Source organism: Acidipropionibacterium thoenii DSM 20276, assembly GCF_000423445.1.
Classification (GTDB): Bacteria; Actinomycetota; Actinomycetes; order Propionibacteriales; family Propionibacteriaceae; genus Acidipropionibacterium; species Acidipropionibacterium thoenii.
Genome location: NZ_AUHZ01000022.1, coordinates 1 through 24,626 on the forward strand (window position 1 = coordinate 1; position 24,626 = coordinate 24,626).

Sequence of the window (24,626 nt, forward strand, 5' to 3'; positions counted from 1 at the left end):
AAGAAGGCTGCCGCTTTTTTTAGGAACTCGTTCTCCATCCGGGCCTCACGGAGATCCTTCCTCAACCGTTCGAGTTCGGCCGACTCGGCACTGGTGAGGTTCTCGGTTTCCGGGTCCGGATTCTTCTTGCGATACTCCTTGACCCATACGCCGACAGTCTGAGCGACAAGATTGTATGATTCTGCTACGGCTTTGATGGTGCGATGCTTGTCCACGACTTCAAGAACGACCTGGTTCTTGAACTCCGGACTGTACTTCGATCCTGACATGATGTGATCCTACCCGATTCTCGAAACTATGACTTTCCTCAGAAGTCCGGGAAGCTTCACTCAGTCCAAAGTTCATCCAGGCCCACCAGATGGCGAAGAAGGTCAGGCCGTACATCAGGACGCCGTTGAGCAGCTCTCCGGCACTCAGCTGGTGATGAAGCTCGGAGGAGGCGACCCCGACCGCCACCACGAAGACCAGGTCGAAGAACAGCTCGAGACTCGAGGCGACGCGGTGCGGCTCGTGGGGGTCACGGGCACGCATCGCGGTGAGGCGGGAGGCCGGGAGTGCAGAGGTTGCCGAGTCCGGATGTGCCATGTGGACAGCATGCCAGTGACGGCGCCGATCGCCGTTCCCGGCGAGGCGGCCGCGACGACCCCCAGTGGGTCGCGGTCGCCCCTTCCTCAGTATCCGAGCACGTGACGCAGCTGCGCCTTGAGATGGCGGTGGCGGAAGCGGTATCCGAGGCTCTCCAGCCGCGAGGAGGAGACCCGCTGGTCGGCTGCTGCGAGCTCCTCGGCGCCTTCGCTGCCGAGCAGCAGGGCGGGGCCGAAGGAGGGAACCGGGACCCGCGACGGCCGGTGCAGCACCTCTCCCAGGGTGGTCGCGAACTGTCGGGCGGTGACCGGTTCGGGTGCGACCGCATTGATCGGCCCCGCCACCTGCGGATTGAGCAGCGCGAAGAGGTAGATCGAGGCGATGTCGTCGATGCCGATCCAGCTCTGCCACTGGCGATCGCCCAGCGGTCCGCCCACTCCGGCCAGGTACAGCGGCAGGAACTGCGTCAGCAGACCGCCGGCCGCGGTGAGCACCAGCCCGGTCCGCACGTTGACCACCCGCACCCCGGCGTCGGCCGCGGGGCGGCAGGCCGACTCCCAGACCTGCGCGACGGTGGAGAGGAAGTCGTTGCCGGCGGCGTCCTGCTCGGTCAGCGGCGTCGCCTCCGCGCCGGCGGCCCGTTCGGCGGCGTGCGGGTGGGCCCCGTAGTAGCCGATCGCCGATGCCGAGACCAGCGTTCGCGCCCGGCCGTCGGAGGCCAGCTCGGCGAGGGTCCGGGCGATGAGCGCGGTGCCGTCGCGGCGGCTCTCGAGGATCTTGTCCTTGGTGGCGGCGGTGAATCTGCCGCCGATCGGGTAACCCGCCAGGTGCACCACCGCGTCGCAGCCGGCGAGGGCATCAGGATCCAGGGTGCCGGAGGCCGGGTCCCAGGAGATCTCGTCGTCGCCGTGCGCGCCGCCTCTCACCAGCCGGATCACCCGGTGCCCGCCGCTCTCCAGCAGTGCGCAGACCTGCGAGCCGATCAGTCCCGAGGCGCCGGTCACCGCCACCGTGAGCGGATCGGCGCCCAGATAGGGGTGATGGAGGGCCAGGTCGGCCCTCAGCTGCTCGGCCCGGTAGGCGAAGACCCGGGCCAGCTCGGCGTCCACGCCCACCGCACGCGCGAGCAGCGGGCTGTTCAGGGGGCCGGGCAGTTCGTAGTCGACGATGTCGTGCATCAGGGTGCCCGCCGGGTCGTCGCTGAACTCGTGGTGATGGTGCCAGGCGGCCAACGGCCCCGAGACCATCACGTCGGTGAAGGAGTGGCCGGGATCCAGCTGGGTGTGGCGGGCCCGCCAGGGCAGTTCGGCGCGCAGCCCGCCGGGAAGGGTCGAGGCCAGTGCCGCCCCGGCCAGCCCCGGGCGGCCCGGCAGCCCTACCGCGAGCAGGGCCTCCGAGCCCGGGTTCAACCCGTCGCTGGGCTGACGGCGCACGCTGCCGCCGAAGGGGGGCCAGAGTCGGACCAGGGCGCCCGGCCGGGCGAACCAGTCGAACACCTCAGAGCGTTGGTAGGGCAGCGGGGTGTGGGATTCGAAGCGGTTCATGGTGTCGGCTTTCGTCGGGCCGTCGCTGCGGCGTCTCGGACTGTCATGGGACCAGACCTGCGATCGCAGGTCCGGGAGTGGGGGTGGTCGACTTGGTGCAGCAGCCCCGACGGCACACGTCGAACCACGGGCCCACCGAGGTGACGTTGGCGCGTTGGGCGACCGGGGTGCCGGTGAGGCGCTCCCTCACCAGGTCCACCAGCGCCTCGACGAAGGCCGGGCAGGTGCCCGGGGTCGGGGTGCGTGTCACCCACAGGCCGGCGTCGCGGGCCGTCTGGCAGGCCTCACGGTCCAGGTCCCAGAGCACCTCGAGGTGGTCGCTGACGAACCCGGAGGGCACGATGAGCACCGCCGTGCGGCCGCGCAGTGCCTCGATCGCCTCGTTGATGTCGGGCCCCAGCCACGGCACGGAGGGGGACCCCGAACGCGACTGGTACACCAGCTGCCAGGCGACGTCGGGGGCGGCCTGGGCCATCACATGGTCGGCGACCGCGAGGTGCTGGGCCACATAGGCCCCGCCGGCGGCCCCGTCGAACTGGCCGGCCCCCGACAGTGCGGCGTCGGCCGAGGGAATGCTGTGGGTGGTGAACAGCACCTCGATCTCCGAGCGGGCGTGCCCGGCCTGCTCGGCCGCCTCAAGGCCGTCGCGCACCCCGTCGATGAAGGGCTGGACGAAGCCGGGGTGGGAGAAGAACTGGCGCACCTTGTCGATCTGCAGGACGTCCTGCAGGCCGGTGATCTCCAGGGCGTCGGCCCAGTCCTCCCGGTACTGCCGGCAGGAGGAGTAGGAGGAGTAGGCGCTGGTCGCGATGGCCAGCATCCGGTGCACCCCGTCGCGGGCCGCCTGCGCCAGGGTCTCGTCGAGATAGGGAGCCCAGTTGCGATTGCCCCAGTAGACCGGCAGATCGATTCCCGAGGCCGCCAGCGCTGCGGCCAGCCGATCGCGCAGCTCGCGGTTCTGCTGGTTGATCGGGCTGGCGCCGCCGAAGGCCAGGTAGTGGTGGGCGACCTCCTCGAGCCGCTCATCGGGGATACCCCTTCCGCGGGTGACGTTGCGCAGGAAGGGCATCACCTCCTCGGGGCCCTCCGGGCCGCCGAAGCCCGACAGCAGCACGGCGTCATAGGCCACCGGCCGGGTGACATAGGGCGCACCGGACTGGGCCGCCTCGGTGGCCGATGCGACGACCGCACCGGGCTCCAGATGCGCCCCCCGGGCTCTGGGGGGCTTGCACTCGCGGCGGCACGGCTGGGGCGACGACATGGTCGGATCTCCTGGTTCATCGTGACGGGGCTCGGCGGAGCCGGTGATATGGGGCACCGGCCGAGCAGGGGTGAGGTCCCGGCGCCGGCTCATGGTCTCCTCCCGGCTGCCGGAGGGGTGGGGCCGGCGCTGTGGTCGGCATTGATCCGCTTGGCCACCAGTTCAGCGCTGATCAGGCACATCGGCACCCCGACACCGGGGGCGGTGGTGGCGCCGGCGTAGTACAGGTCGTCGACCTTGCGGGACTGGTTCTGGGCTCGGAACATCGCACTCTGCCGCAGGATGTGGGCCGGGCCCAGCATGCCGCCGCGCCAGGAGTGGTACTGCTCGGCGAAGTCCTGGGGGCCGATGGTCTGGCGCACCACGATCCGGCTCCGGAGATCGTCGATCCCGGCCCAGCGGCCGATCTGAGCGATGGCGGCGTCGGCGGTGCGCTCGACCGCCGGGCTCCCGGTGCCGTCGGGGCCGCCGTGGCCCAGCCCCGGATCGGCCGGTACCGGCACCAGGACGAAGAGGTTCTCGTCACCGGGCGGAGCCACCGAAGGATCGGTCTGGCTGGGCTTGCACAGATAGATCGACGCGGGATCGGGGATGCGCGGCGAGTCGCCGAAGATCGCCTCGAAGTTGGCCCTCCAGTCCGAGGTGAAGAAGAGCGAGTGGTGGGGCAGCTGGGGGAGTGCTCCGCGCACCCCCAGCAGCACCAGGACGGCGCCCGGTCCGCTGACCCGCCGGCGCCACCAGCGCTCCGGATAGCTGCGGGCCACCTCGGGCAGCAGTCGGGTCTCGGTGTGGTGCAGGTCGGCGGCCGAGACCACGACGTCAGCCCCGGTGTGCCGCTCGACGCCGTCCGAGGAGTGCCAGGCGACCCCGGTGGCCCGTCGGCGGCGACCGTGGCCGGGGGAGGTGGTGATCGCCGTCACCTCGGCACCGGTGGTGATCCGGACCCCCTGCTGCCGGGCCAGATCGGCGATCTTCTGCACCACCTCCCAGAATCCGCCCATCGGGTAGCGGACCCCCTCGGCGAGGTCGTAGGCGCTCATCAGGTGGTAGATCGCCGGCGCGGAGGCGGGACTGGCGCCCAGGAAGACCGCGGGATAGCCCAGCACCTGCCGCAGCACGGGGTCGTGGAAGCGCCGGGCCACGAAGCCCTCGAGCGAGCTGGTGAGCAGCCTGGCGAGTTCGGGCAGGGCGCGCAGGATGTCGGCCCTCAGCAGCGGTGACAGCCGGGTGAAGGGGTTGTAGAGGAAGTACTTCTGCGCCATCACCGAGGTTCGGGCAGCCGATGCCAGGTACTTCTGCAGCGCCGCCCGGGCGCCGGGCTCGCGATGCTCGAAGACCTCCTCCACCTTCTCCCGGCCGTAGGGGATGGTGAGGGCGGGGGTCGGCGTCCCGTCGTCACCGGGCCGGCTGAACACCGCGTAGCCGGGATCCAGGGTGCGCAGGTCGAGCTGTGCGGCGCTCGAGGTGCCGAACAGCTCGAAGAAGTGGTCGAAGACCTGGGGCATCAGGTACCACGACGGGCCGGCATCGAAGCGGAACCCGTCGCGCTGGACACTTCCGGCCCGCCCGCCGATCTCGTCGCAGCGTTCGAGGATCTCGACCTGGTGGCCCTGACGGGCCAGCAGCGCGGCGGTGGCGAGACCGGCCACCCCGGCCCCGATCACGACGGTGGAGGTCATGGCCGCTCCCGCCAGGTCCGGCCCACTGCTCGGGCGATGATGGCCGCCTTCCGGGCGTCAGACACCCGGACCCGGCGTCGGTACAGCTCCTCGACCGGGGTCTGGGCGACACGGTCGGTGAGGGCCTCGAACAGTCCCGCGGCGCTGCGGACCGCCGCCCTGGCGTCGCGGGGCAGCAGGTCGATGACCGCCTCGGCGTCGCGCAGTCGACTCCTGATCCGGCCGACCACCCGGTCGCGGTCGATGCCGGTCAGTCGCTCGGCGGTCCCCAGGTAGGAGCGCCCCAGCCGATCGGTGTCGTCGGCGAGGTCGCGCAGGAAATTGACGTCCTGGAAGGCTGCGCCGAGCCCACTGGCACCCTGCTCCAGACGCTCACGGTCGGCGGGTGACGGCCGTTCCTGGCGCAGGAACACCGCCAGGCACATCAGGCCGACCACCTCGGCCGAGCCGTGCACATAGGAGTCGTGGGCTCCTTCGTCGAGCCGTGCGGGTTCGGCGTCGTGGCGAAGATCCGAGCGCATGGCGGCGAAGAAGGGGTCGATGAGATCACGGCCGATGCCCGCCTGCCGGGCGGTGAGGGCGAAGGCGTGGATCACCAGATTGCTGCTGTATCCGCACTCCAGTGCGCGATGGGTCTGGGCGACGAGGCCGTCCAGCACCGTCTCCTGCTGGGCGGCATCGAGACCGGCCTGCTCGCAGACCCCGTCGACGATCTCGTCGGCCACTCGCACCAGGGCGTAGATATTGCGCACGTGGCGGCGGTGACGGGCTCCCAGCAGCCGGCAGGCCGCTCCGAAGGAGGTGGAGTAGCAGGAGATCACCTCGGCGGCCGCCCGTTGCGCGGTGAGGGAGTACATCTGGAGAGCCGAGGTCGTCATGAGCACCTTCCACGCAGTTGATCCGCCAGATCGATGAGCACCGTGCGAGCCGTCGGCGGGATCTCCTCACCGGGCTCCTCGAGTAGTGCGGCGGCCGAACGGAGCTCCCGCTCGGCCAGTTCGGCGACCCGGGCCTTGGCACCGCACTCGACCAGCAGGTCCGAGACCCTGGTCGCCTCGCGGTGGGAGAAGATCGCGGTGCCGAGCAGACCCTCGATGCTCGGCCACGCCCCGGTCACCCGGGCCGCGGCGATGATTGCGGTCTGCTTGCCCTCCCGCAGATCGGAGTAGTGGTCCTTGCCGTGGCAGGCCGGATCGCCGAAGGCTCCCAGCAGGTCGTCCTGGAGCTGGAAGCCGAGCCCCAGATGGCGTCCGATCTCACCCAGCCGGCGTTCGACGCCGTCAGATGCGCCGGCGAGCACGGCGGCCATCCGCATCGGCAGCTCGAAGCTGTAGGTGGCGGTCTTCCTGGTGGTCATGTCGAGGATGGTCGTCAGTTCCGGGGAGATGACCGCCTCGCTCAGCCCGACGTCGCTGTGCTCACCGGCGACCGAGTCGGTGATCGTCTCGTCGAGAAGGTCGAGCAGGCAGTTCCGCTGGGCGGTGGGCAGATCGGCGCGGGCGAAGATCTGGTGGCTGGCCGACAGCAGCAGATCTCCCATCAGGATTCCGCAGGTCTGAGCCCAGTGCATCGAGCGGGAGGTGTCGTTGAGGGACTCCTCCCCGTCGTTGAGCATCGAGCCGATCAGATTGGGCCGGCCGCGGCGCAGCAGGTCTCCATCGATGACGTCGTCGTGGAGCAGGAAGGAGTAGTGCAGCAGCTCGAGGGCCACCGCCAGGTCCATCACCTGGTCGATGCGCGATCCGTTGGGCTCGGGGCGGGGGCCGGTGGTGCCGTCAGTGAGCGAGTCGTAGCAGTTGATGAGCAGCAGGGGCCGCATCATCTTTCCCCCCGACACCGACCTTCCGGCCACCTGCCAGAGGCGCTGGAACTGGGAGCCGTAGGCCCCGGCGCGAGCCGTTCCGCGCTGGAAGAAGTCGTCGAGAAGATGCTGGACGCGGGCCCGGGTGGCGGCGTCCTTCGAGCAGGTGGGAGTGGTCACAACTCACCTCCGCAGAATGTGAGAGGTGGGAGGGCGCCCCTGATGCTGGGATCCATCACTGGCTCCTTCCGTGAGGTCCTCTTGCTGAAGATTTTAATAGCCTAGCTAGTAACATGTAAAGCATGCATCTTTCCGTCCTGATAATCTTCCCCCGTGAGTGACGAACGCGATGCGAGGACGAGTCGCATCAGGCTGTACGACATCGAGTCCAGCGAGCTGGTCGACCTGTCATCTCTCTCCAGCGCCGACATCGCCCAGATCAATACCCTGATGGCGGCCTTCGCGCGGCTGCGCGAGGTTGAGGACCTGCTGGTGGAGGCCTCGGACGCCTATATGAAGCTCAATCGCACCGACATGCGGGCGTTGCACTTCCTGATGCTCAGCGAGCGCCGGGATGAACTGGTCACCCCCAGCCTGCTGGCCGCTCATCTCGGCATCTCCAGTGCCTCGACCACCAAACTGCTCGATCGACTGGAACGTGGCGATCACATCACGCGGCAGGCTCATCCCAGCGATCGCCGCGCCCTGGTGATCCATGTCACCCCGGAGACCCGCGAGGCCGCGATGTCGACGGTGGGACGCCAGCAGGCGCGCCGGTTCAATGCGGCGGCCCGGCTGACCGCCGACGAACGCGACGTCGTCATCCGCTTCCTCGACGACACCGCCGAGGAACTGTCACTGGCCCATGCCCCGTGGGCCGAGGATCTCCCGCACTGACGCGGGTGCGGAACCGGCGCTGCGGCGTCCGGCTGTCCAGCGCGGATGTGCTGCTGACGGCCGGGCGCACCGGGCCAGTCGTCGACGGGCCAGTTCGTCGGCGGGCTCAGGGCAGCGCGGTCCAGGAGCGCTGACGCGGTGAGGCCAGCAGCCCGCTCATCGGAGTGGTCCAGACGTCCTGCCCCCGGACCCCCCACCGGTCGAGCAGGGTGTTGGCGGCGAGGTAGCCGGTGGTGGCCGCCCGCTCCATCAGCGCGACGGGAAGGTCACAGGCCACCCAGTCACCGGCCAGCACCAGCGCCGGCGACGGGGTCCGTACCCCTGGCCGCTCGTCCCATCCGGTGGGTCCGATCACCGGGCAGTCGTCCCTGACCAGCACCTCGCGGTGGCTCACGCCCAGCCCGGCGGTCTCGGGCATCACGCGGTGGAGCTGCTCCTGGAGCTCCTCGACGACCGCCTCGAGGTCGGCCGGTCGGTCGATCACCGAGGGATCGCAGGCGTAGCCGTGCAGCTCGACCACCGAGCCGCCGCCGTGCTTCTCGGACCACTGTGCGGCCCCTGCCTCGAATCGTTCCAGCACCGAGACGTTGTCGAGCGGGCCGTATCCGCTGGTGCCCAGGAATGGCGGTCTGCTGGCTGCCACCGGCCCGTCCAGCCACAGCCGGACCACCACGAAGGGGGGTGCGTTGCGGGTCTGCGCGACGGCATCGCGCCACCCGGCAAGGTCCTCGGAGCGGGTGGACGCCGCCAGCTCCCGGGCCGCCCGCGGGTCGGTCGCCAGGACCACGGCGTCGGCGGTCAGGACGTCGTCGTCGAGGGTGAGCCTGGCACCGGAGTCGGTGACGTCGATCGAACGGACCGGCGTCGACATCGTGACGTTGACCCCGAATTCGGCCAGCAGCCGACCCAGCGGGGCCCACAGGGCGGTGTCGTAGTCGTCGACCGGGACGTCGAAGACCAGACCCTCGGCCGAGCCGAGGAAGTAGGTGTGGAACATCGCGACCAGTTCACCGGCGGCGAAGTCGTCGGGGTCTGCGAAGAAGGAGCGGGCGAAGACCTCCAGGGCCAGGTCCCTGGCGCCGATTGGGAAGCGGAGCCGATCGAGGAACTCCGCGGCCGACTCGCCCTGGTAGCTGGAGTAGGTGTCGGGGAAGCGGACCCGCACCAGCTCCAGGGCCGCGGACAGGTTGACGCCGAGCAGGTCGCGGGCGGTGATGGTGGGGCTCTGGGCGACGAAGCCGATGATGCTCCACGGCGGTGTGCGAGGAATGGCGGAGAACGAGTCGCGCACCCCGTCGGGGCGCTGCAGGGGGTAGTCGGGGACCGGCACCAGGCAGTCCAGATCCGGGTCGAACCGTTTCATCAGCGCGCGCAGGTTGTAGTACTGGCGGAAGAAGGCGTGGAAGCCGCGGCTCATGGTGCGGCCCTCGCCGATCCCCCAGGAGGCGACCCGGCCCCCCAGTCGGTCGCCGGACTCCAGCACTGTGACGCGGACCCCCCGTTCGGCGAGCACGGTGGCCGCTGCCAGGCCGGCGATCCCTCCTCCGACGACCGCGACATGGCGGTCCTGGCAGATCCGGTAGAGGCCGGCGGGGCCGACGTGGCGGACCGCTCGGCGATCGCGTCCGGGAAGATCGGGTCGGAACCTGCTCAGCATGCTGTTCTCCTCGCGCGGTCGCTCATCGATGCTCCTTGGGGCCGAGTCTGATCCAGCAGATGATCGTCAGGGTCACCATCGCGAACCCGAATCCGAAGTCCTCGATGGGGATGTCCCAGGGGAACCGGATCCCGGACAGCTGTGCGGGGTCGTAGTTGACGATGGGTGCCGAGAGCTTGGTGAGCCAGCCGTCGACCCAGATCTGGAAGAAGAAGACGATCACCATCGTCAACCAGTAGCGGACTGAGCCGAAGACTCCGGTTCTGGCCCAGCCGAGCTCCCATCCGATCACCGCGGCGATGCCTATAAGGGTCAGGATCGTGTACTCAGGCATGGTCGCTGCCGTTCCTCGACCGGCCCTCGCGGCGTCCAACCGGGTGGGGGCGGGTCTGGTCGGCGACCCGCACCAGGCCGTCGGGCCAGCGGTACCGGAGCCGTCCGGGGGTGCGGGCCAGCATGAGGATCCGGCCGACCGCCTCGTAGGTCAGCAGCCCGCAGATCGGGATGACGATGAGGAACAGGATCTCCTCCAATGGCATGGGCCCCAGATGGACACCGGAGATGAATCGCTGCGAGTACCACCAGTGGCCCCGAAGGATGCCCAGCAGGTCCCAGGCGACGAAGACCACGAACATCGGGATCAGGGCCAGCACGAGCCTGCGCCCGGACCGGTAGACGCGGGCGCCGATGCCGAACTCCAACGGGAGGGTGATGACCAGGCAGGCGGCCAGGATGGTCAGGTACTGCCAGTGGTTCACGGGGCCTCCCTCGTCCAGCTGCTCAATGTCTCGCCTGATGGTCGATGTCTCGATCGTATGGGGCCGGTCCAGCGCTCGGGGGTTTCTCCACCGATCCCGCGTGACAGGATGGGCCCAGTGGGTGGACCGCCGGGCCGTGCCGCTGGCCGGCTCGCGGGTGGAGCCACGACGATCCAAGGAGGAGCCGCGGTGGACGGACCGGACAGTCGGCGGGCGGCGCGCCCCGACGATCCCCGTGAACCGGGCGTGAAGTGGGCTCCCGGCCTGTGGCGGATCGGAAGTCACGAGGCCGCACGTCAGGTGCTGGCGGCCCGCGGCTGCACCACCCAGGCCGGATTCACCTCGGAGTTCGTGCCGAAGGGACGGCTCAAGCACCATCCGATCCTGTTCTCCGACGGGGACCTGCATGACGAGCAGCGACGCAAGGTGGGTCGCTTCTTCGCACCCCGCGTCGTCACCGAGCGGTACCGACCACTGATGGTGGACGCCGCCGACCGGCTCCTGGCGAAGGCCCTCGCCAAGGGCGGCTGCCGCGTCGAGGACCTCGCCCTGCTCTACTCCGTCGATGTCACCCGGCAGGTGGTCGGGCTGACCAGTTCCACGGTCGCCGGGCTCGCCGGGCGGCTGGTGCGGTTCTTCAACCAACCACCGTTCGACATCACCAAGCCCGATCTGGGCCGGACCCGGCGCCAGTGGGCACGGGCCGCGCTGAATGGACTCGCCCCGGTGGTGAGGCTCTACCTGGCCGACGTCCGACCCGCCATCCGCGCCCGTCGCAGGACCCCGCGTGAGGACGTCATCAGCCATCTGATCGCCGAGGGCTACACCGACATGGACATCCTCGTCGAGTGCGTCACCTACGGCACCGCCGGGATGGTCACCACCCGCGAGTTCATCGCGATGGCCCTGTGGCACCTGCTCACCGACGAGCACCTGCGCTCGACCTACCTGGCCGCCGACCAGGACGGTCGGATCGGCGTCCTGGAGGAACTCATCCGTCTGGAGCCGGTGGTGGGGCACCTCTACCGCCGCATCCGCGAACCCCTGGACGTCGAGCACGGTTCCCGGACGTGCCACCTGCAGCCGGGAGACCTGGTCGACCTGCAGGTGCGCCAGACCAACACCGACCCGGCCGCAGTGGGGCCCGATCCGATGTCGCTGTGTCCCGGCCGGCAGCTGGCCCGCGGCGTCCACCCGGCTGGGTTGAGCTTCGGCGACGGGGCGCACCGCTGCCCCGGTCAGGCGCTCGCCCTGCTGGAGACCGATGTCCTGCTGACCCGGATGCTGGATCTCGACGTCACGATCCTCGCCGAACCTCGCATCGAGTGGGACGACCTGGTCGCCGGATACTGCCTGCGCGGGTTCCAGCTCGATCTGGGTGCTCGCGCTGACCATCCGGACCGGTAGTGCTGCTGGGTGGCTGGGCGGCAGGTCATTCGGGGCTGTGGCCCGCCGCTTCCTCGGCTGCCCATCGCACGGCGGTGAGCAGCACCGAGGCGCCGTTGACCGCCCACTCGTCGTGGATGTCCTCGGCCTGGGTGTGGCTCAGTCCGTCGACGCAGGGGATGAAGAGCATCGAGGCCGGCGCCCGGGAGGCGACGTTCATGGAGTCGTGGCCGGCTCCCGAGGACATCTCCATCGCGGAGCGGCCGAGGCTGGCAGCCGCCCGTCGGATCAGATCGGTGGTACCGGCGTCGAAGGCGGTCGGCGGCATCTCCAGGACCTGGTGCACCTCGGTGCGGACGCCGCGCTGCTCGGCGACCTCGGCGGCGGCCCGTCGCAGCTGCTCCTCGGCCTGGTCCAGCCTGGCCGGGTCGGGGTGCCTCAGGTCGATGGCGAGCACCGCCCGACCTGGGATGACGTTGCGCGAGTTGGGCTGGACGCGGATCTCACCGACGGTCGCTCGCAGCTTCTCGTCCACGGTGTCGGCCATCCGGTCGACGACCTCGATGAGCCGTGCCGCTGCGACCAGCGCGTCCTGACGGTCGGAGTGCGCGGTGGTGCCGGCATGACGGTCCTGCCCCTGGACCAGGACGTCGAACCAGCGGATGGCCTGGACCCCGGTCACCACACCGATGTCGGTGCCGGTGCGTTCCAGTACCGGTCCCTGCTCGATGTGGGTCTCGAAGGAGCGGTGCACGGCCAGCGATGAGCTGTCGAAGGCGCCCCGGTAGCCGAGTCGGTCCAGCTCCTGCCCGACGGTGATGCCCTGGGCGTCGGTGCGGGCATGCGCATCGGCCAGGCTGATGGTTCCTGCCACGACGCCGGAGCCGAGCAGACCGGGGGAGAACCGGGCCCCCTCCTCGTTGGTCCAGTCGACCAGAGTGACCGATCGGCGGGTGCGGAGGCCGGCGTCATCCAGGCTGCGGAGCACCTCCAGGCCGGCGAGCACCCCGTAGGCGCCGTCGTAGCGCCCGCCGAAGGGTTGGGAGTCCAGGTGCGAGCCGACCAGCAGCACCGGCAGGGTCTCATCGAGGCCGGGCCGGGTGATGAAGATGTTGCCGATCGGGTCGACCTCGACCCGATAGCCGCGCCGCCGGGCGATGGCGCACAGCTCGTCGCGCGCCTGCCCGTCCGCGTCGCCGAGGCTGAGGCGGTTGAGGCCGCCACCGTCGGTCGCCCCGAAGGTCGCGAACCGGCTGAGCGTCGCGAGCAGTCGGTCGGGGTCGATCCGCGGGTCGCTCGGGCCCGGTGCATCGTCGTTGGTGCCGCTCCCCGCCGAGATGGTGGCCATCTGGACTCCCTCCTAATCAGCCGGCGGGTGCTTCCCGCCGACGCCGTGGATGTGTCGGACGCGAGGGTACGGCGTCCCTTCGACAGATGCCTGACGAAGCCCTCGGAGGACCTTCCGCCGGCAGTGGCAGGTACCGGGCGGAGCCTTGCTCAGGAGGTCATTTCCCGGACGGATCATGAGCGAACCCGACGGGGTCGAGTGCCGGTCGGGACCGACTCACCAGCCAGGGTAACGCGAGGTCCAGCGGGTGTCGGGGTCGTGATCCCCATGCAGTCGGCCAGCCGAGGTGAACTCGTAGATGAAGTCATCGGCGTGCTCCAGAATCGTGCCGCGGCCCTCGATCTCGAATGCGAGTTCAGGTGGCAGGGCGGCCTCGCCGTGCAGTGCGCCGAGGATGTTTCCGCAGATCGCGCCGGTGGAGTCGCTGTCCCCTGAGTGGCTGACCGCCAGTGAGAGAGCGTCGGTGAAACTGTCGGGGTCCGGGTACGAGAGGGCGGCGTAGATGGCGATGGCCAGGGCCTCCTCGGCGACCCACCCGCCGCCGAGCGACTCAAGGACCTCCTCGCTCGGTGCGCCGTCGGCTGCTGCGACGGCGCGCTCGATGGCGCGTGAGGTCTCCTCGTGGTGCGCGTGACGGCAGAGGTGCTCTGTCATCGTTGCCACGGCGTCCGGCAGGTCCTGTCCGGCCACGATCGCGGCAATGAGCACGGCGAGCGCGCCCGCGGCGAGCTGCGCCGTGGGGTGGCCGTGGGTGAACGAGGCGGCCTGCGCTGCGGCGTCGAACTGCCATTCCAGGGAGTACAGGCCGTCCGGGGGAGTGAGCCCGAACGGGGCGCTTCGCATCACCGTGCCGCATCCCTTGGACTGATTGTCGGCGTGAGCGCCGAACTGCTGCGCTGATCGGTGCCCGCCGCGCGCCGAGACCAGGGAGGAGATGCAGGTGTTGCCCGGCGCTCGCGGCGCGTAGAGCCATTGCTGAGTGATGAGCCAACCGTCTCTGGTGCCGTCGGGCCCGGGCTGGAGCTGGGTGTCGAGCCAGCGGTCGTAGGCGTGATGCAGCACGGCGACCGTGAGGCCAAGGCCGCGATCGGTGCGCACCGAGGCCCGGATCATGCCCTCCACGGTGAACAGCGTCATCTGCGTGTCGTCGGTGACTCCACCGTAGGTCGGCCCGTCGCCCTCGAGCTCCGGGAGGAACTGCGTGACGGCGCCGCCGCACTCGCGGGCGATTCTCGTGCCGTCCCAGAACTCGACCGGGCCACCGAGGGCGTCACCCAGTGCCCCGCCGAGCAGGCAACCGCGAACCCTCGCGCGGTACACCAGATCATTCATGTCAGTCATCATGGCCGCTTATCGGACAGCTCGGCGGCCCGGTCGGGACGGATCCACTGGCCGAGGTGGTCGCCGATCCAGTCGTGCAGGGTCGCTGACTCTGTCGTGACAGTGACATCCTGGCCGTCGATCCGTCCCGCCGGTGGGTCCACATGGATCGCTGTCGCCTGACGATCGAGCTCGGTGAGATGGTCCTTGACCTCGAGCAGGCTGAACGTGGCCTGCGGCCAGTGCACCGTCAGCCCCAGGGCTTCTGCCCGGCTCTCGTACTTCCCGCGGTAGGCATCACTGGGACGGGTCGCCGAGATGATGAGGGTGATCGGGTCCGCCACTTGGCAGCACAGCAGTCCGTTCCGGTACGAGTCAAGATCCTGATAGACGTCCTGGACGAGGCGGGCCACCTCGGAGGCTCGCCAGGCCGCCAGCTCATCGGGTACCGCGGTGCCGTCAAGCACACGCATGGCGACGTCGAGGGACACCCCGAGTTCGAGGGCCACGTCGTTGGCGCTCGCTCCTTGTTGTGTCAGGTCATTCTGCAGGACGGCCAGAGTGGTGGCGAGGGACTCCTCGGCGGCCTGGAGAGTCGTCGCAGCTGATCTGAACATCCTGGCTCGTGGGGTCATGGGGAGACGCTACAGCCCGGCTCCTCGGAGCGCCTCGATGGCGTCGGCCAGCTCGCCCACCGGGAGACGCCCATCGAGCTCGAGCGTCGCTCCTCGTCGAAGGATCGGCTCGACCTCCAGCACGTGCCGCCGAATCTGCAGCTGCTGAGCCACCGAGCGCCCATACGGGTTGTTGGTCCGGTTGGCGACACGCTCGATCAGGATCTCGACCGGAGCGCTCAGCAGCACCACATGATCGAACCGGTCGTAGAAACGACCCTGGTTCTCGACCGTTCCCGAGACGACCACATCATCGTGTCGGGCCAGAAGCTCATTCATCCGGGGCTCGTCCCACAATGCGCCGGGCAACTCCCAGCCGTCGTAGTCGGTGTCAACGGTGAGCTTCCCGCGCCGAGCAAGTTCCTCGAGCAGCGTCGACTTCCCCGCGCCTGACATGCCAGTGACAAGGATGCGAGCCATCACCCCAGCCTACGCAGCAGCCTCTCGGACCATGTGCGTACGACCCGGGCACCAGCAGCGCGTGCACCGCCATCCGTCGTCACGACTGGAGAACCCCGGCTCGGGGTTCGAGCAGATCTGAAACGGTGGACCTGCGTAGAGAGTTTGAGAACCCCTGCCCAGCCCTGAAAACCCTATCTTTGCGCAGGTCACGCGGCTTCTACAAGCAGGACCGCCGTTCGTCGGGGGCCGACAGTGGCGGACTCGCGCGGTCGGATGGTGCGGTCAGTTGAGATGGCTCAAACCCTTCTGCGCCCCGAACAGGTCGACGATCTGGTGTCGGAGTATCGGTCGGGAGCGACGCTTGTGGAGCTGGCGGCGCAGTTCCGCGTGAACCGCCGAACTGTGGCCGCCCACTTGGTTCGTCGGGAGGTTCCGATCCGACGCGGGAGCTTCGACCCTTCCCGCATCCATGAAGCAGCCGACCTCTACCTCAGCGGACTGACGCTGGCAGAGGTCGGCGTAAAGGGGCTCTTCGGACATTCGGTGGGGATCACTGGGTGAGTCCGCCGGCGGCCAGGAGCATCCGGAGTCGGTAGTTCTCGAAGTTGCGGTAGCCGCGGGCCAGGCGGCGGTGGAGCTCGATGATGCCGTTGACGGCCTCGGTGCCACCGTTGGATGCCCGGGCGGTGGTGAAGTAGGCCAGGAACGCGTCCTTCCACTTGCGTAGCGTGCGGCCCAGGCGCGCGACCTCGGGGATCGGGCAGGTGTGGAAGACCTCGACGATCTTGGTCGCCGCTGCCAGCGCCTTCTTCGGGTTGGGCTGCTTGTAGGCGGCGCGCAGGTCCTGGGCGCAGCGCCAGGCGATGTAGACCTCCTCGTGGCGTTCGTCGGCGTTGATCGCCTCTTGCAGGCGTTGCAGCTGACGGTCGGTGAGGTTCTCCGCGCCGGCCCGCAGCATCGTCTGGATACCGAACAGTGGGTCGCCCTTGCGGCCCCGGTGACCGGTGGTGTCCTGCTGGACGCGGCGGCGTACCTCATCGACCACCGCGGTGCCGAGCTTGACGACATGGAAGGCGTCCAGGACTGCGACTGCGTCGGCGAACTGGTCATCGATCGCGGACTTGTACCCACCGAAGGGGTCCAGGGCCGCGACCCCGATGCCCTCACGGAAGGCTGGCCCGCGTTCGGCGAGCCAGTCGGCGTAGGCCTTCTTCGAGCGTCCCGGCACCAGGTCCAGCAGCCTGGCGCGCACCACCCAGCGGCCACTCTTGTTGCGGTGGCGGGTCAGGTCGACCATCCCGGTCAGCTCCTTCGGGCCACGCTTCCTGGGGTCGACGTGGTGCCACAGGTGCTCATCGACGCCCAGGCTGAGCACGCCCTCCGAAGCGTGTCTGGTCGGCGGCCAGGCCCTGCAGTCGGGGCTTGATCGCGCGCCACAGCGTCTTCCAGGACGTCCCTAGCTGGCGGGCCAGACCGGCGAGGGTAGCGTGCTCACCACGGAGCTGCCCAATCGCCCAGGACACCGCCCGGACGGTGATCGAGCCGCGGGCGGCGACCAGGTCCGGGACCTGCTCGGTGAACGTGGCGACACCGCAGTCGGGATCGGGCAGCGCCAGCGGCGTTGCCGCCACCGCAGCCGCACCAGGGTCTGCCCATGCGGGACATCGCGCAGCACCCGAACCCTGCGGCCCCGGCTGAGCGCGACCACCCCACACCCCGGGCATCCCATCAGCTGCCGTGGCGTCGAGACCGTCACAACGAGCAGATCAGCAGATCGCTCGACCGCCTCCACGTGCACGACGCCCAGGCCTAGCATCACGTCGTAGCGCGGGCACGGGTCAGAAGTAGTGGGTGCGGCAGCGCACCCCGTAACGTCAGGCACGTTGAGGTCCTCGAGACTGGATCAGTGGTTGGCGCTTCTGATCCTCGGGGACCTCGACCCCTACCCGCGCGCTACCGCGCCGTCAGCCCCGCTCCCCACCGGATGTCCCTAGAGCCGGATATCCGAGTTGATCGAGGGCGCTCTCAATGACCAGGTCGTACTTCGTGGTGAAGACTTGCGGCCTTGGCAGATTGACGCGACGACTACGGATGATTCGGGAGAGGAACGTGCGGTGCGCAAGCAGTGGGTCGGAATCGAAGGGTGCGTCCAACGGCTTGCCGGGTTCGGCAGGCGGCATGCTTCAGCGAGCGCCCGGTTGATCTGTTGTCGCAAGGCATCGACTTGCTTCTTCGGGTAGGACTTGGCATCCGCCCCCGAACCGAGCGTCACTGAGTCCTGGCCGGCTTGCGTCGCAAGCGATGCGGCAAGCTGGAGTCCGTTCAGGAGCTTTTCTAGATCACCGCTGTCGGTGGGATTGATCGTGGCAAGGAGCGATTGGTGTTCCTCCGTTGGCTCACCGCCAGCCTCCCTGATGAGCCCAAGTACCTGCTCATTGGTCAGGTCTCGCGTCTTTGGAGAGCCCAAGTGGAACGACGCGCCAGAGCCAAGAAGGACGACGAGGTTCTTCACTTGCAACAGCGAACCCAGATGCTCCCGGACTAATTTCGGCTCGGATGTCGTGATGATCTCTTTCACCGTGCCACCGATGACGAGGAGGCCCTTGGCGTCATCCTCCGACTCCGTTTCGGCGTTCGTTGTTGTCATCGGGCCCCCTCTTGCTCGTTGATGTAGGTGATGCCGAACGCGAAGACCTGACGGAACTCCTGGCGGCGGGAGCCGAGGTCGAACTGGCTACCGGAACCCTTCTGGAAGATGTCGAGACCACGCCCGAGGAGGAGCTTCCAGCCGTGGTCGGTGCGGATCGACCGGTCGTGGATGGTTTCATCCCAGTTGACGGTGAACTGGATACCGACCGTAGCGGCGCTGTCCTGGATGTCCTTGAGCATGAGGAGGTGCTGCTGGGCATACTCGCCGCGGTCTTCCTTGGTCACCAGTGTCACCGCGATCTCGTCGGCGGGGTCCTTGGCCGCCGCTAGCAGGGCCAGCAGATCGACGAGGTTGCGTCCCTGGTGCGGGAGCCGGATGTAGGGATCGACGATGGTGATGTCCGTGGCGCCGTGCAAATAGGGCATGAGCAGCGTCTCGTACGAGGCTCCACGCTGGTTCTCCTGGAACTCCCGGTGCCCTTCGAACAGGGGCGCCGCCACCTCGGGAGCAACTGGAGCCGCAACTGCGACCTCTGCTTGCGCGGACCCACGCTCCTCCGCCGACGCCTCTACTTCGCCCTCGGCCTCGGGGCGGCGAGCCTGGTAGTAGTCGGGGTACTCGTCCTCCTCAAGCGTGGTGACGCCACGCCAGGTGCCCGACTTGTCGGAGTAGCCGAAGTTGACGGCGGCCATTGTGGTGTCGATCCGAAGAATCTGGTCCTTGACGCGCTTGCGTCCTTCGACGGCGAAGCGCAGCAGTTCCTCGATCTCCTCTTGCGTGGCCTCGCCGCCCGGGTAGATGAGCTTCATCAGGCCAGAGAAGGTCTTGTGGATGCCGTCGCGGTCCCGAGTGGAGATGTCGGAGCCGAGCGTGAAGTGCTGCTGGTAGCGGTCGGAGTAGTCGATGTTGCGCAGTGGCCTACATCGCTGCCTTCGACGCGTCTCGGATGCATCCTGACGGTACCGGGCTATCGGGGTGTGGCGACGTGTTCGAGTGCATCAATGTCGAGGATGGAGACGTCTCGGCGTCCGTGGAGTTCGATGATGCCGGAGGTGGAGAGCGCGGCGAGGCGTCGGCTCAGGGTTTCGGGCGTGGTTCCGAGGTAGGCGGCGATGTCTTGTTTCGCTATCGGCAGCCTCACCGTGGGTACGCCTTCTCGCATGCTGCCGGGCAGATCCAGCAGGTAGGCCGCGACTCGGGCGTTGACGTCGCTGGAGGTGACGGCGCCCAGCAGTCGCTCGACCGAGGAGAGTCGGTCGGAGAGTGTCCGCAGCATCCGCTGACTAATGTCGGGGTAGTCGCGGAGCAGGGCCGAGAGGTGGGCGTGGTCGAAGGCGCACATCCGACTGTCTTCGAGCGCGACGACGAGGTCGACCGGGCGGTGGCCGGTCAGGAAGGCCCGTTCCCCGACGACATCGCCGTCGGTCACCGTTCGCAGGATCTGTTCCTGGCCATTGGCCGTCGTGTGGCTGACCTTAAGCTGCCCGGTGTGCATCACCAGCAGACGCGACACCGACTGTCCGGGGGAACAAACAATATCCCCCTTGTGGACGCATACCGGGCGGACGAAGTCGGCGACGTGGAGCTGTTCCTGGCGCGTCAGTCCTTGGAAGATCGGGACGCGGGCTACGCACAGGTCATCCTCAGGCATGTCTCGATTCTACCGGAGTCGGCGGCGGCACCTCCGCGCCAGATGCCACCAGGAGTGCGTCGTGCGGTGCCGTGCGGACTTGATCTGGGTCAAGGAGTTCCCCGGGGCGCGAACCTATCGTGAAGGTGTCAATAAAGGAACACCACCAAGAAGGGGATTCTCACAATGACTACTTCTACCGCCACCCACACCATTTTGAGGGCCGAGGGGTTCTCTTGCCCGTCCTGCGTGGCGAAGATCGAGAAACAGGTCGGCCGCGTCAAGGGTGTCGAGAACGTGAAGGTCCATTTCGCCTCCTCCCGTATCGAGATCGACCACGACGCCGAGCGCGTGTCCGTGGATGACCTCGTGACGGCCGTGGCGAAGGCCGGCTACAAAGCCATTCCTTCAGCTTTCTGAGGCATGCGGGCCCCTGCGGGCGACGCGCACATTTTTTCCTAATATCCGATCTGCCGGTCCGCTGGCACTTGTTTCAGAAAGGTCGTACCCGAAAGTGAACAGGCTCCAGAAATGGGTCTATGGGAATTGGTCTGTTCCCGTCGTGTCCGGCGTGCTCATCATCATCTCGTTCGCCGTTCAGCGGCTGGCCGAGGGTGCGGCCAACCCCACCGTCAGCCCCCAGTGGTGGCTCGATGCCGGCGCCCACGCCACACATGCCACGGCGGTCTTCACCCTCGCGGATGTCTTCATGGTCGCCGCCGCCGTAGTCGCCGGCTACGGGATCGTGATCAAGGCGGTTCGCGCCCTGGTCGCCAAGGTCATCGGCATCGACCTGCTGGTGTCGGTGGCGGCCATCGGCGCGGTCATCATCGGCAACTTCTGGGAGGCCGCGGCGGTCACGTTCCTGTTCGCGATCGGCCACGCCCTGGAAGCTGCCACCTTGAACAAGACCCGCTCGGCACTGGCCGAGCTGGTCGCCGTGGCACCGGATTCCGCCGTCGTTGTGCGCGATGGTGAACAACAGGAGATCCCTGCCGGACAGGTGAGAATGGGCGAGATCGTCCTGGTCAAGAACGGCTCGAAGGTCCCCGTGGACGGCCAGGTCGTCTCCGGCACTGGTGCCATCGACGAGGCCTCCATCACCGGCGAATCGATCCCGGTAGAGAAATCCAAAGGTGACCAGGTGTTCGCCGGCACTGTCTCCCGCGGCGGCTTCCTGCAAGTGCTGGCCATTGGCATCGGCGCGGACACCACCCTGGCCCGCATCATCCACCGGGTGGAGGAGGCCCAGGACGCCAAGGCCCGCACCCAGGCCTTCATGGACCGCTTCTCCCGCTGGTACACCCCCGCCGCCATGGTGCTGGCACTGGCGGCCGGACTGATCGCCGGCGACGTGGTCCTGGCGTTGACCCTGCTGGTCATCGGCTGCCCCGGCGCCCTGGTGATCTCCATTCCGGTCGCGATCGTGGCCGGCATCGGCCGGGCTGCCCGTAATGGCATCCTGATCAAGGGCGGCGAGTTCCTGGAGACCTCGGCCAAGATCTCGGCGGTCGCCGTGGACAAGACCGGCACCCTCACCGAGGGCCAACCTGTCCTCACCGATGTCGTGGTCCTGGATTCCGCACGGGACCGTGCCGACGTGCTGCGCTGGGCCGCGGCCGCCGAGGCCGGGTCGGAGCACCCGCTGGCCCGTCCCATCCTTCAGACGGCGCGCGATGAGGGGGTGGCCCCCGACGGGGTCCCCGGCACCGTCACCCCGGTCCCCGGTAAGGGCATCGTGTCCGACGTTGCCGGCCAACGGGTGCTCATCGGCAACCCGCCGCTGCTGGACCAGTACGGCGTTCCCGACGACGGCAGCGCCGCTCGGGCGGCGGAAACGCTGGCCTCCGATGGAAAGACGCCGATGATCGTGGCCGTCGACGACCAGGTGATCGGCGTCGTCGCCGTCGCCGACCAAATCCGCCAGGATGCCCCCGAGATGGTCGCCCGGCTCCACCGAGCCGGGGTCGAGAAGGTGGTCATGCTCACCGGTGACACCCGACTGGTGGCCGAGGCCGTCGGGAAGGCCACCGGGATCGACGAGATCCACGCCTCCCTGCTCCCCGAAGACAAGCTGGACGTGGTCGCACAGCTACAGCGCCAGGGCCACACGATTGCCATGGTCGGGGACGGCGTCAACGACACCCCAGCTTTGGCCACCGCGAACATCGGCGTGGCGATGGGCGCGGCCGGTTCGGCCGTGGCCGTGGAGACCGCGGACATCGCCCTGATGGGTGACAACCTGCTCAAACTGCCCGAAGCCATCGGTCTGGCCAAGCGGACTGTGTCCGTGATGCGGCAGAACATCGCGATCGCCCTGATCACCGTGGTGCTGCTGCTGGCCGGTGTTTTCGCCGGCGGGGTGACCATGTCCGTCGGCATGCTCGTCCACGAAGCCTCCGTACTGGTCGTCATCATCAACGCAATGCGACTGCTACGGAAGACCCGCGGTTCGACCACGACGCCACCGGCCGAGAGGACCACGGAGAAAGGGGCACAGCAGGTAACCGCCTGACATCCAAATCCGCACCGGGGCCCTGGGGCCCGCACGCCTCCGGGTCATCCCGAGGACGCGATAAGCACGAAAACTCAGACAGCGACATAGAGACAGCCATACAAGAAGCAGGGGAGATCAGCCATGACCGAGAAGAACTTCACCCTTGGAGACAACGTCGAGCACTTCACCATCGCGGACGTCGCGAGGGACAACCCGGACTTCCGGAAGGTGCTGTGGACCGGCGAACACGCCCAGATCGTCGTCATGACCATCCCGCCCGGTGGCGAGATCGGGGACGAGGTCCACGAACACACCGACCAGATCCTGACCTTTGTCTCCGGTACCGGCGAGGCGGACCTCAACGGCCACACCCACCCCATCGAGGCAGGCGACCAGTGCGCGGTTCCTGCCGGCGCCCAGCACAACTTCCGCAACACCGGCGAGGAGTCGCTGGTGCTCTACACCGTCTACAGCCCGCCGGAACACGCTATCGGTGTCGCCTTCGCCACAAAGGGCGAAGCCGACGCTGCCGAGGCCGCCGGCCGAGACGAACCACCGCGGCACTGAACAACACCGTTCTGGCGAACCCACTGGGACGCCGAATCGAAACCACTGAGAAGGAGATCCCATGTCCAAGGTCTATGTGTTCAACGACTACGGCGGGCCCGAGACCCAGCAGCTGATCGACCGGCCTGTTCCCGTGCCCGGGCCCGCAGAGCTGGCCATCGAGGTACGGGCCGCCGGAGTAAACCCCGCCGACTGGAAGATCCGCGAGGGCCAGCTGGGCCATCACTGGAGCCTGCCGGCGCCGATGGGCCGTGAGGCCGCCGGCGTGGTCACCCAGCTCGGCGACGGGATCGATGACTTCGCCGTGGGCGACGAAGTGCTCGGGCTGGTGGCACCCGGGCACGGCGGGCTTGCCGAGCACACACTGTTGCGCGCGTCCACGACCGTGGCCAAGCCCGAGGAGATCTCCTTCACCGACGCCGCCACCATCCCGGTAGCCGCGGCCACGGCCTATGACGCCACCCACCAGATCGAACTCGAACCTGGCCAGACCCTGCTGCTATTGGGCGCGGGCGGCGGGGTGGGACTGATGGCCGCACAGATCGGCCGGGTGCACGAGTTCAGGGTCATCGGTGTGGCCAGCTCAGCTAAGCGGAGCCTGGTCGAGTCCACCGGTGCCATCTTCGTCGAATCCGGTCCGAACCTGCCCGAACGGGTGCGCGAAATCGCCCCCGACGGGGCAGATCTGATTTTCGACCTCGTCGGTGGGGACGCGCTGCGCGCCGTCGCGGACCTGGTGCCCGACCGGACCCGGATCATCTCAGCGGCTGATCCGGACACCGCCGCCGAACTGGGCGGCCTGGCCCTGGCACGCACGAATGAGGCTATGGGGAAGATCACCGAGGTGATCCAATACGGGCTGGTCGATCCGCACGTGGGCGCCCAATTCGGCCTGGATGAAGCAGGCCAGGCGATTGCCGCAGTCGAGACCGGACATGCGGCCGGAAAGATCGTCGTGGTGCCCTGAGGCGAGCCCTCTGAGGTCGGACGGGGCGTGGTGAGCACGTGTGTTTCATTCGGGGCGGGCACGCTCCACTGCATTGCTCCTGACCGGGGGCTCAGCTCGACGTGCCCGGATGAGCCGAGAGGCGGGGAGGGTCTCGATGTCGATCGTACCGCCATATGTGCTGGCGACGCGCGCTCCGCAGCCGGGCACGGGTGCATGTGACGGCATCGGTGCGATCAACGCTGGCGGCATTGCAGTCACCGCTGGCGGCGTTGCTTCCATCACCTTCGCCATGACCGTACTCGCTGCTGTACTGCTCTGTGGATGCAGCCAGCAAGGCGCACGTCTGCTGGACGTGCATGGACGGGGCGACGCTTCGGCTCCGGGTCATCCACAGACCGTCGCAGCGACGGACGACGGCGACCCGGACGGTGCGGGCGCGTGACGGCATGCCCGTCGGACGTTTCTCCCCGGTGCTTGCCCGCACACGCTCCATCCATGCTCCTATCTCTCCCATCGCCTACGACTGCGTCAAGTTGATCTTTGTGCGTTCGGGCTCAGCGGTCCTGCTCAGCGAGTTCGGTGAGCAGCCGGTCGCCGTCGGCGATGTCGTGGCGTTGGGGGCAAACACTCTATGCGGGAGCGAGCCCGAGGGCTGGGTCACGGTCACCACGCTGTACCTGGATCTGGACTGCTTGCCGTTTCTCGGACACGCCCAAACACTTGGTTTCAGGCCACCTGACGTGATTCCCTGTACTCCGCCTCAATCTCATTAGGGGTCCGATACCCCAACGACGAGTGAAGACGTTTCTGGGCTCATCACAATCCACGGTGTAGTGGGGGTGTGATGGTGGCTGGCGTGTCGGTCACCGGGTAGGGGTCGAGGTCTTCCGAGGATGGGGGTTCTCACACCAACCCATCGGGAAGACCTCGACGTGCCTGACGCTACCTTCGCGACCCCTGACCTGACCACCTTCTGCCGGCTCGACGAGCTGGGCCTGGTTGCGGTTGGTCAACGACTCGA

Annotated in this window: 27 protein-coding genes and 1 pseudogene; 8 read left to right on the forward strand and 20 right to left on the reverse strand. The window is 68.2% G+C overall.

Annotated features, from left to right (window positions below):
• The 7 genes from G554_RS0108145 to G554_RS0108170 form a co-directional block, all read right to left on the reverse strand.
• Positions 1–269, reverse strand: a 269-nt coding sequence (locus G554_RS0108145; protein WP_027587520.1) for a transposase, incomplete at its 3' end; no start/stop codon positions are given.
• On the reverse strand, positions 220–585 hold the full coding sequence (locus G554_RS18680; protein WP_084648416.1) for a low temperature requirement protein A: 366 nt from the start codon (positions 583–585) through the stop codon (positions 220–222). The genes G554_RS0108145 and G554_RS18680, both read right to left, overlap by 50 nt.
• A gap of 86 nt (positions 586–671) precedes the next feature.
• On the reverse strand, positions 672–2,129 hold the full coding sequence (locus G554_RS0108150) for a TIGR01777 family oxidoreductase (RefSeq protein WP_027587521.1): 1,458 nt from the start codon (positions 2,127–2,129) through the stop codon (positions 672–674).
• 43 nt (positions 2,130–2,172) lie between these two features.
• Complete coding sequence (locus G554_RS0108155; protein WP_027587522.1) at positions 2,173–3,390, reverse strand: ferrochelatase; 1,218 nt, start codon at positions 3,388–3,390, stop codon at positions 2,173–2,175.
• A gap of 89 nt (positions 3,391–3,479) precedes the next feature.
• A complete protein-coding gene (gene crtI, locus G554_RS0108160; RefSeq protein WP_027587523.1) occupies positions 3,480–5,069 on the reverse strand; it encodes a phytoene desaturase family protein in 1,590 nt (529 codons plus the stop codon).
• Positions 5,066–5,947, reverse strand: a complete 882-nt coding sequence (locus G554_RS0108165; protein WP_027587524.1) for a phytoene/squalene synthase family protein — start codon at positions 5,945–5,947, stop codon at positions 5,066–5,068. The genes crtI and G554_RS0108165 overlap by 4 nt, the downstream gene beginning before the upstream one ends.
• Entirely contained in the window at positions 5,944–7,050 is a 1,107-nt protein-coding gene (locus G554_RS0108170) for a polyprenyl synthetase family protein (protein WP_027587525.1), read from the reverse strand. Before G554_RS0108170 ends, G554_RS0108165 begins: the two co-directional genes overlap by 4 nt.
• Before the next feature lie 153 nt (positions 7,051–7,203).
• On the opposite strand from G554_RS0108170, the gene G554_RS0108175 reads away from it, so the two are divergent.
• Positions 7,204–7,767 carry a MarR family winged helix-turn-helix transcriptional regulator gene (locus G554_RS0108175; RefSeq protein ID WP_051232734.1) on the forward strand — a complete coding sequence of 188 codons (564 nt, stop codon included), beginning with the start codon at positions 7,204–7,206 and terminating at the stop codon, positions 7,765–7,767.
• Positions 7,768–7,873: 106 nt separating this feature from the next.
• Here the strand turns inward: G554_RS0108175 and G554_RS0108180 are convergent, their stop codons facing one another.
• From G554_RS0108180 to G554_RS15435, 3 genes are read right to left on the reverse strand one after another with little or no spacing between them, the layout of a single operon-like run.
• A complete protein-coding gene (locus G554_RS0108180) occupies positions 7,874–9,424 on the reverse strand; it encodes an FAD-dependent oxidoreductase (RefSeq protein ID WP_027587527.1) in 1,551 nt (516 codons plus the stop codon).
• 22 nt (positions 9,425–9,446) lie between these two features.
• Positions 9,447–9,758, reverse strand: coding sequence for a lycopene cyclase domain-containing protein (locus G554_RS0108185; RefSeq protein WP_027587528.1), 312 nt, complete (start codon positions 9,756–9,758; stop codon positions 9,447–9,449).
• Positions 9,751–10,182, reverse strand: coding sequence for a lycopene cyclase domain-containing protein (locus tag G554_RS15435; protein WP_071162177.1), 432 nt, complete (start codon positions 10,180–10,182; stop codon positions 9,751–9,753). Before G554_RS15435 ends, G554_RS0108185 begins: the two co-directional genes overlap by 8 nt.
• Positions 10,183–10,371: 189 nt before the next feature.
• Between G554_RS15435 and G554_RS0108195 the strand changes: the two genes are divergently transcribed.
• A complete protein-coding gene (locus G554_RS0108195) occupies positions 10,372–11,589 on the forward strand; it encodes a cytochrome P450 (protein ID WP_027587529.1) in 1,218 nt (405 codons plus the stop codon).
• Positions 11,590–11,614: 25 nt separating this feature from the next.
• Here G554_RS0108195 and G554_RS0108200 read toward each other — a convergent pair whose 3' ends face one another.
• The 4 genes from G554_RS0108200 to G554_RS0108215 all read right to left on the reverse strand — a co-directional run bounded on the left by G554_RS0108200 (position 11,615) and on the right by G554_RS0108215 (position 15,330).
• The gene (locus G554_RS0108200) at positions 11,615–12,916 is read right to left on the reverse strand and encodes a Zn-dependent hydrolase (RefSeq protein ID WP_051232736.1); all 1,302 of its coding nucleotides are present in this window, start codon (positions 12,914–12,916) and stop codon (positions 11,615–11,617) included.
• 216 nt (positions 12,917–13,132) lie between these two features.
• The gene (locus G554_RS0108205) at positions 13,133–14,248 is read right to left on the reverse strand and encodes an ADP-ribosylglycohydrolase family protein (protein ID WP_245569997.1); all 1,116 of its coding nucleotides are present in this window, start codon (positions 14,246–14,248) and stop codon (positions 13,133–13,135) included.
• Positions 14,249–14,256: 8 nt separating this feature from the next.
• Positions 14,257–14,871, reverse strand: coding sequence for a hypothetical protein (locus G554_RS0108210; RefSeq protein WP_027587532.1), 615 nt, complete (start codon positions 14,869–14,871; stop codon positions 14,257–14,259).
• A 9-nt stretch (positions 14,872–14,880) separates the two neighbouring features.
• Positions 14,881–15,330 carry an AAA family ATPase gene (locus G554_RS0108215; RefSeq protein WP_027587533.1) on the reverse strand — a complete coding sequence of 150 codons (450 nt, stop codon included), beginning with the start codon at positions 15,328–15,330 and terminating at the stop codon, positions 14,881–14,883.
• Positions 15,331–15,603: 273 nt separating this feature from the next.
• Between G554_RS0108215 and G554_RS18105 the strand changes: the two genes are divergently transcribed.
• A complete protein-coding gene (locus tag G554_RS18105) occupies positions 15,604–15,873 on the forward strand; it encodes a hypothetical protein (RefSeq protein WP_201271168.1) in 270 nt (89 codons plus the stop codon).
• On the opposite strand, the gene G554_RS15445 is transcribed toward G554_RS18105, so the two are convergent.
• The 6 genes and pseudogenes from G554_RS15445 to G554_RS0108240 all read right to left on the reverse strand — a co-directional run bounded on the left by G554_RS15445 (position 15,863) and on the right by G554_RS0108240 (position 19,613).
• Entirely contained in the window at positions 15,863–16,687 is an 825-nt protein-coding gene (locus tag G554_RS15445; RefSeq protein ID WP_211220443.1) for an ISL3 family transposase, read from the reverse strand. The genes G554_RS18105 and G554_RS15445 overlap by 11 nt on opposite strands.
• Positions 16,665–16,943: a transposase family protein gene (locus tag G554_RS18110; RefSeq protein WP_211220444.1), complete on the reverse strand. Its 279-nt coding sequence runs from the start codon at positions 16,941–16,943 to the stop codon at positions 16,665–16,667. Before G554_RS18110 ends, G554_RS15445 begins: the two co-directional genes overlap by 23 nt.
• Positions 16,944–16,975: 32 nt before the next feature.
• Positions 16,976–17,128, reverse strand: a pseudogene (locus G554_RS18685) (hypothetical protein); the annotation flags it as partial.
• A gap of 174 nt (positions 17,129–17,302) precedes the next feature.
• Positions 17,303–17,959: a hypothetical protein gene (locus G554_RS17650; RefSeq protein ID WP_154654228.1), complete on the reverse strand. Its 657-nt coding sequence runs from the start codon at positions 17,957–17,959 to the stop codon at positions 17,303–17,305.
• Positions 17,956–18,933: an MIT C-terminal domain-containing protein gene (locus G554_RS15450; protein WP_342663095.1), complete on the reverse strand. Its 978-nt coding sequence runs from the start codon at positions 18,931–18,933 to the stop codon at positions 17,956–17,958. The genes G554_RS17650 and G554_RS15450 overlap by 4 nt, the downstream gene beginning before the upstream one ends.
• Positions 18,930–19,613, reverse strand: coding sequence for a Crp/Fnr family transcriptional regulator (locus G554_RS0108240; RefSeq protein WP_027587534.1), 684 nt, complete (start codon positions 19,611–19,613; stop codon positions 18,930–18,932). The genes G554_RS15450 and G554_RS0108240 overlap by 4 nt, the downstream gene beginning before the upstream one ends.
• Positions 19,614–19,778: 165 nt before the next feature.
• Between G554_RS0108240 and G554_RS0108245 the strand changes: the two genes are divergently transcribed.
• From G554_RS0108245 to G554_RS17655, 5 genes are all read left to right on the forward strand, one after another.
• Positions 19,779–20,012 (forward strand): heavy-metal-associated domain-containing protein, encoded by a 234-nt coding sequence (locus tag G554_RS0108245; RefSeq protein WP_027587535.1) that lies wholly within the window; start codon positions 19,779–19,781, stop codon positions 20,010–20,012.
• Positions 20,013–20,163: 151 nt separating this feature from the next.
• Positions 20,164–22,107, forward strand: a complete 1,944-nt coding sequence (locus G554_RS0108250) for a heavy metal translocating P-type ATPase (RefSeq protein WP_245569998.1) — start codon at positions 20,164–20,166, stop codon at positions 22,105–22,107.
• A 123-nt stretch (positions 22,108–22,230) separates the two neighbouring features.
• Positions 22,231–22,656, forward strand: coding sequence for a cupin domain-containing protein (locus tag G554_RS0108255; RefSeq protein WP_027587537.1), 426 nt, complete (start codon positions 22,231–22,233; stop codon positions 22,654–22,656).
• Positions 22,657–22,717: 61 nt separating this feature from the next.
• On the forward strand, positions 22,718–23,623 hold the full coding sequence (locus tag G554_RS0108260) for an NADP-dependent oxidoreductase (RefSeq protein WP_027587538.1): 906 nt from the start codon (positions 22,718–22,720) through the stop codon (positions 23,621–23,623).
• Positions 23,624–23,759: 136 nt separating this feature from the next.
• Positions 23,760–24,047 carry a hypothetical protein gene (locus tag G554_RS17655; RefSeq protein ID WP_127843604.1) on the forward strand — a complete coding sequence of 96 codons (288 nt, stop codon included), beginning with the start codon at positions 23,760–23,762 and terminating at the stop codon, positions 24,045–24,047.
• Positions 24,048–24,626 lie beyond the last annotated feature (579 nt).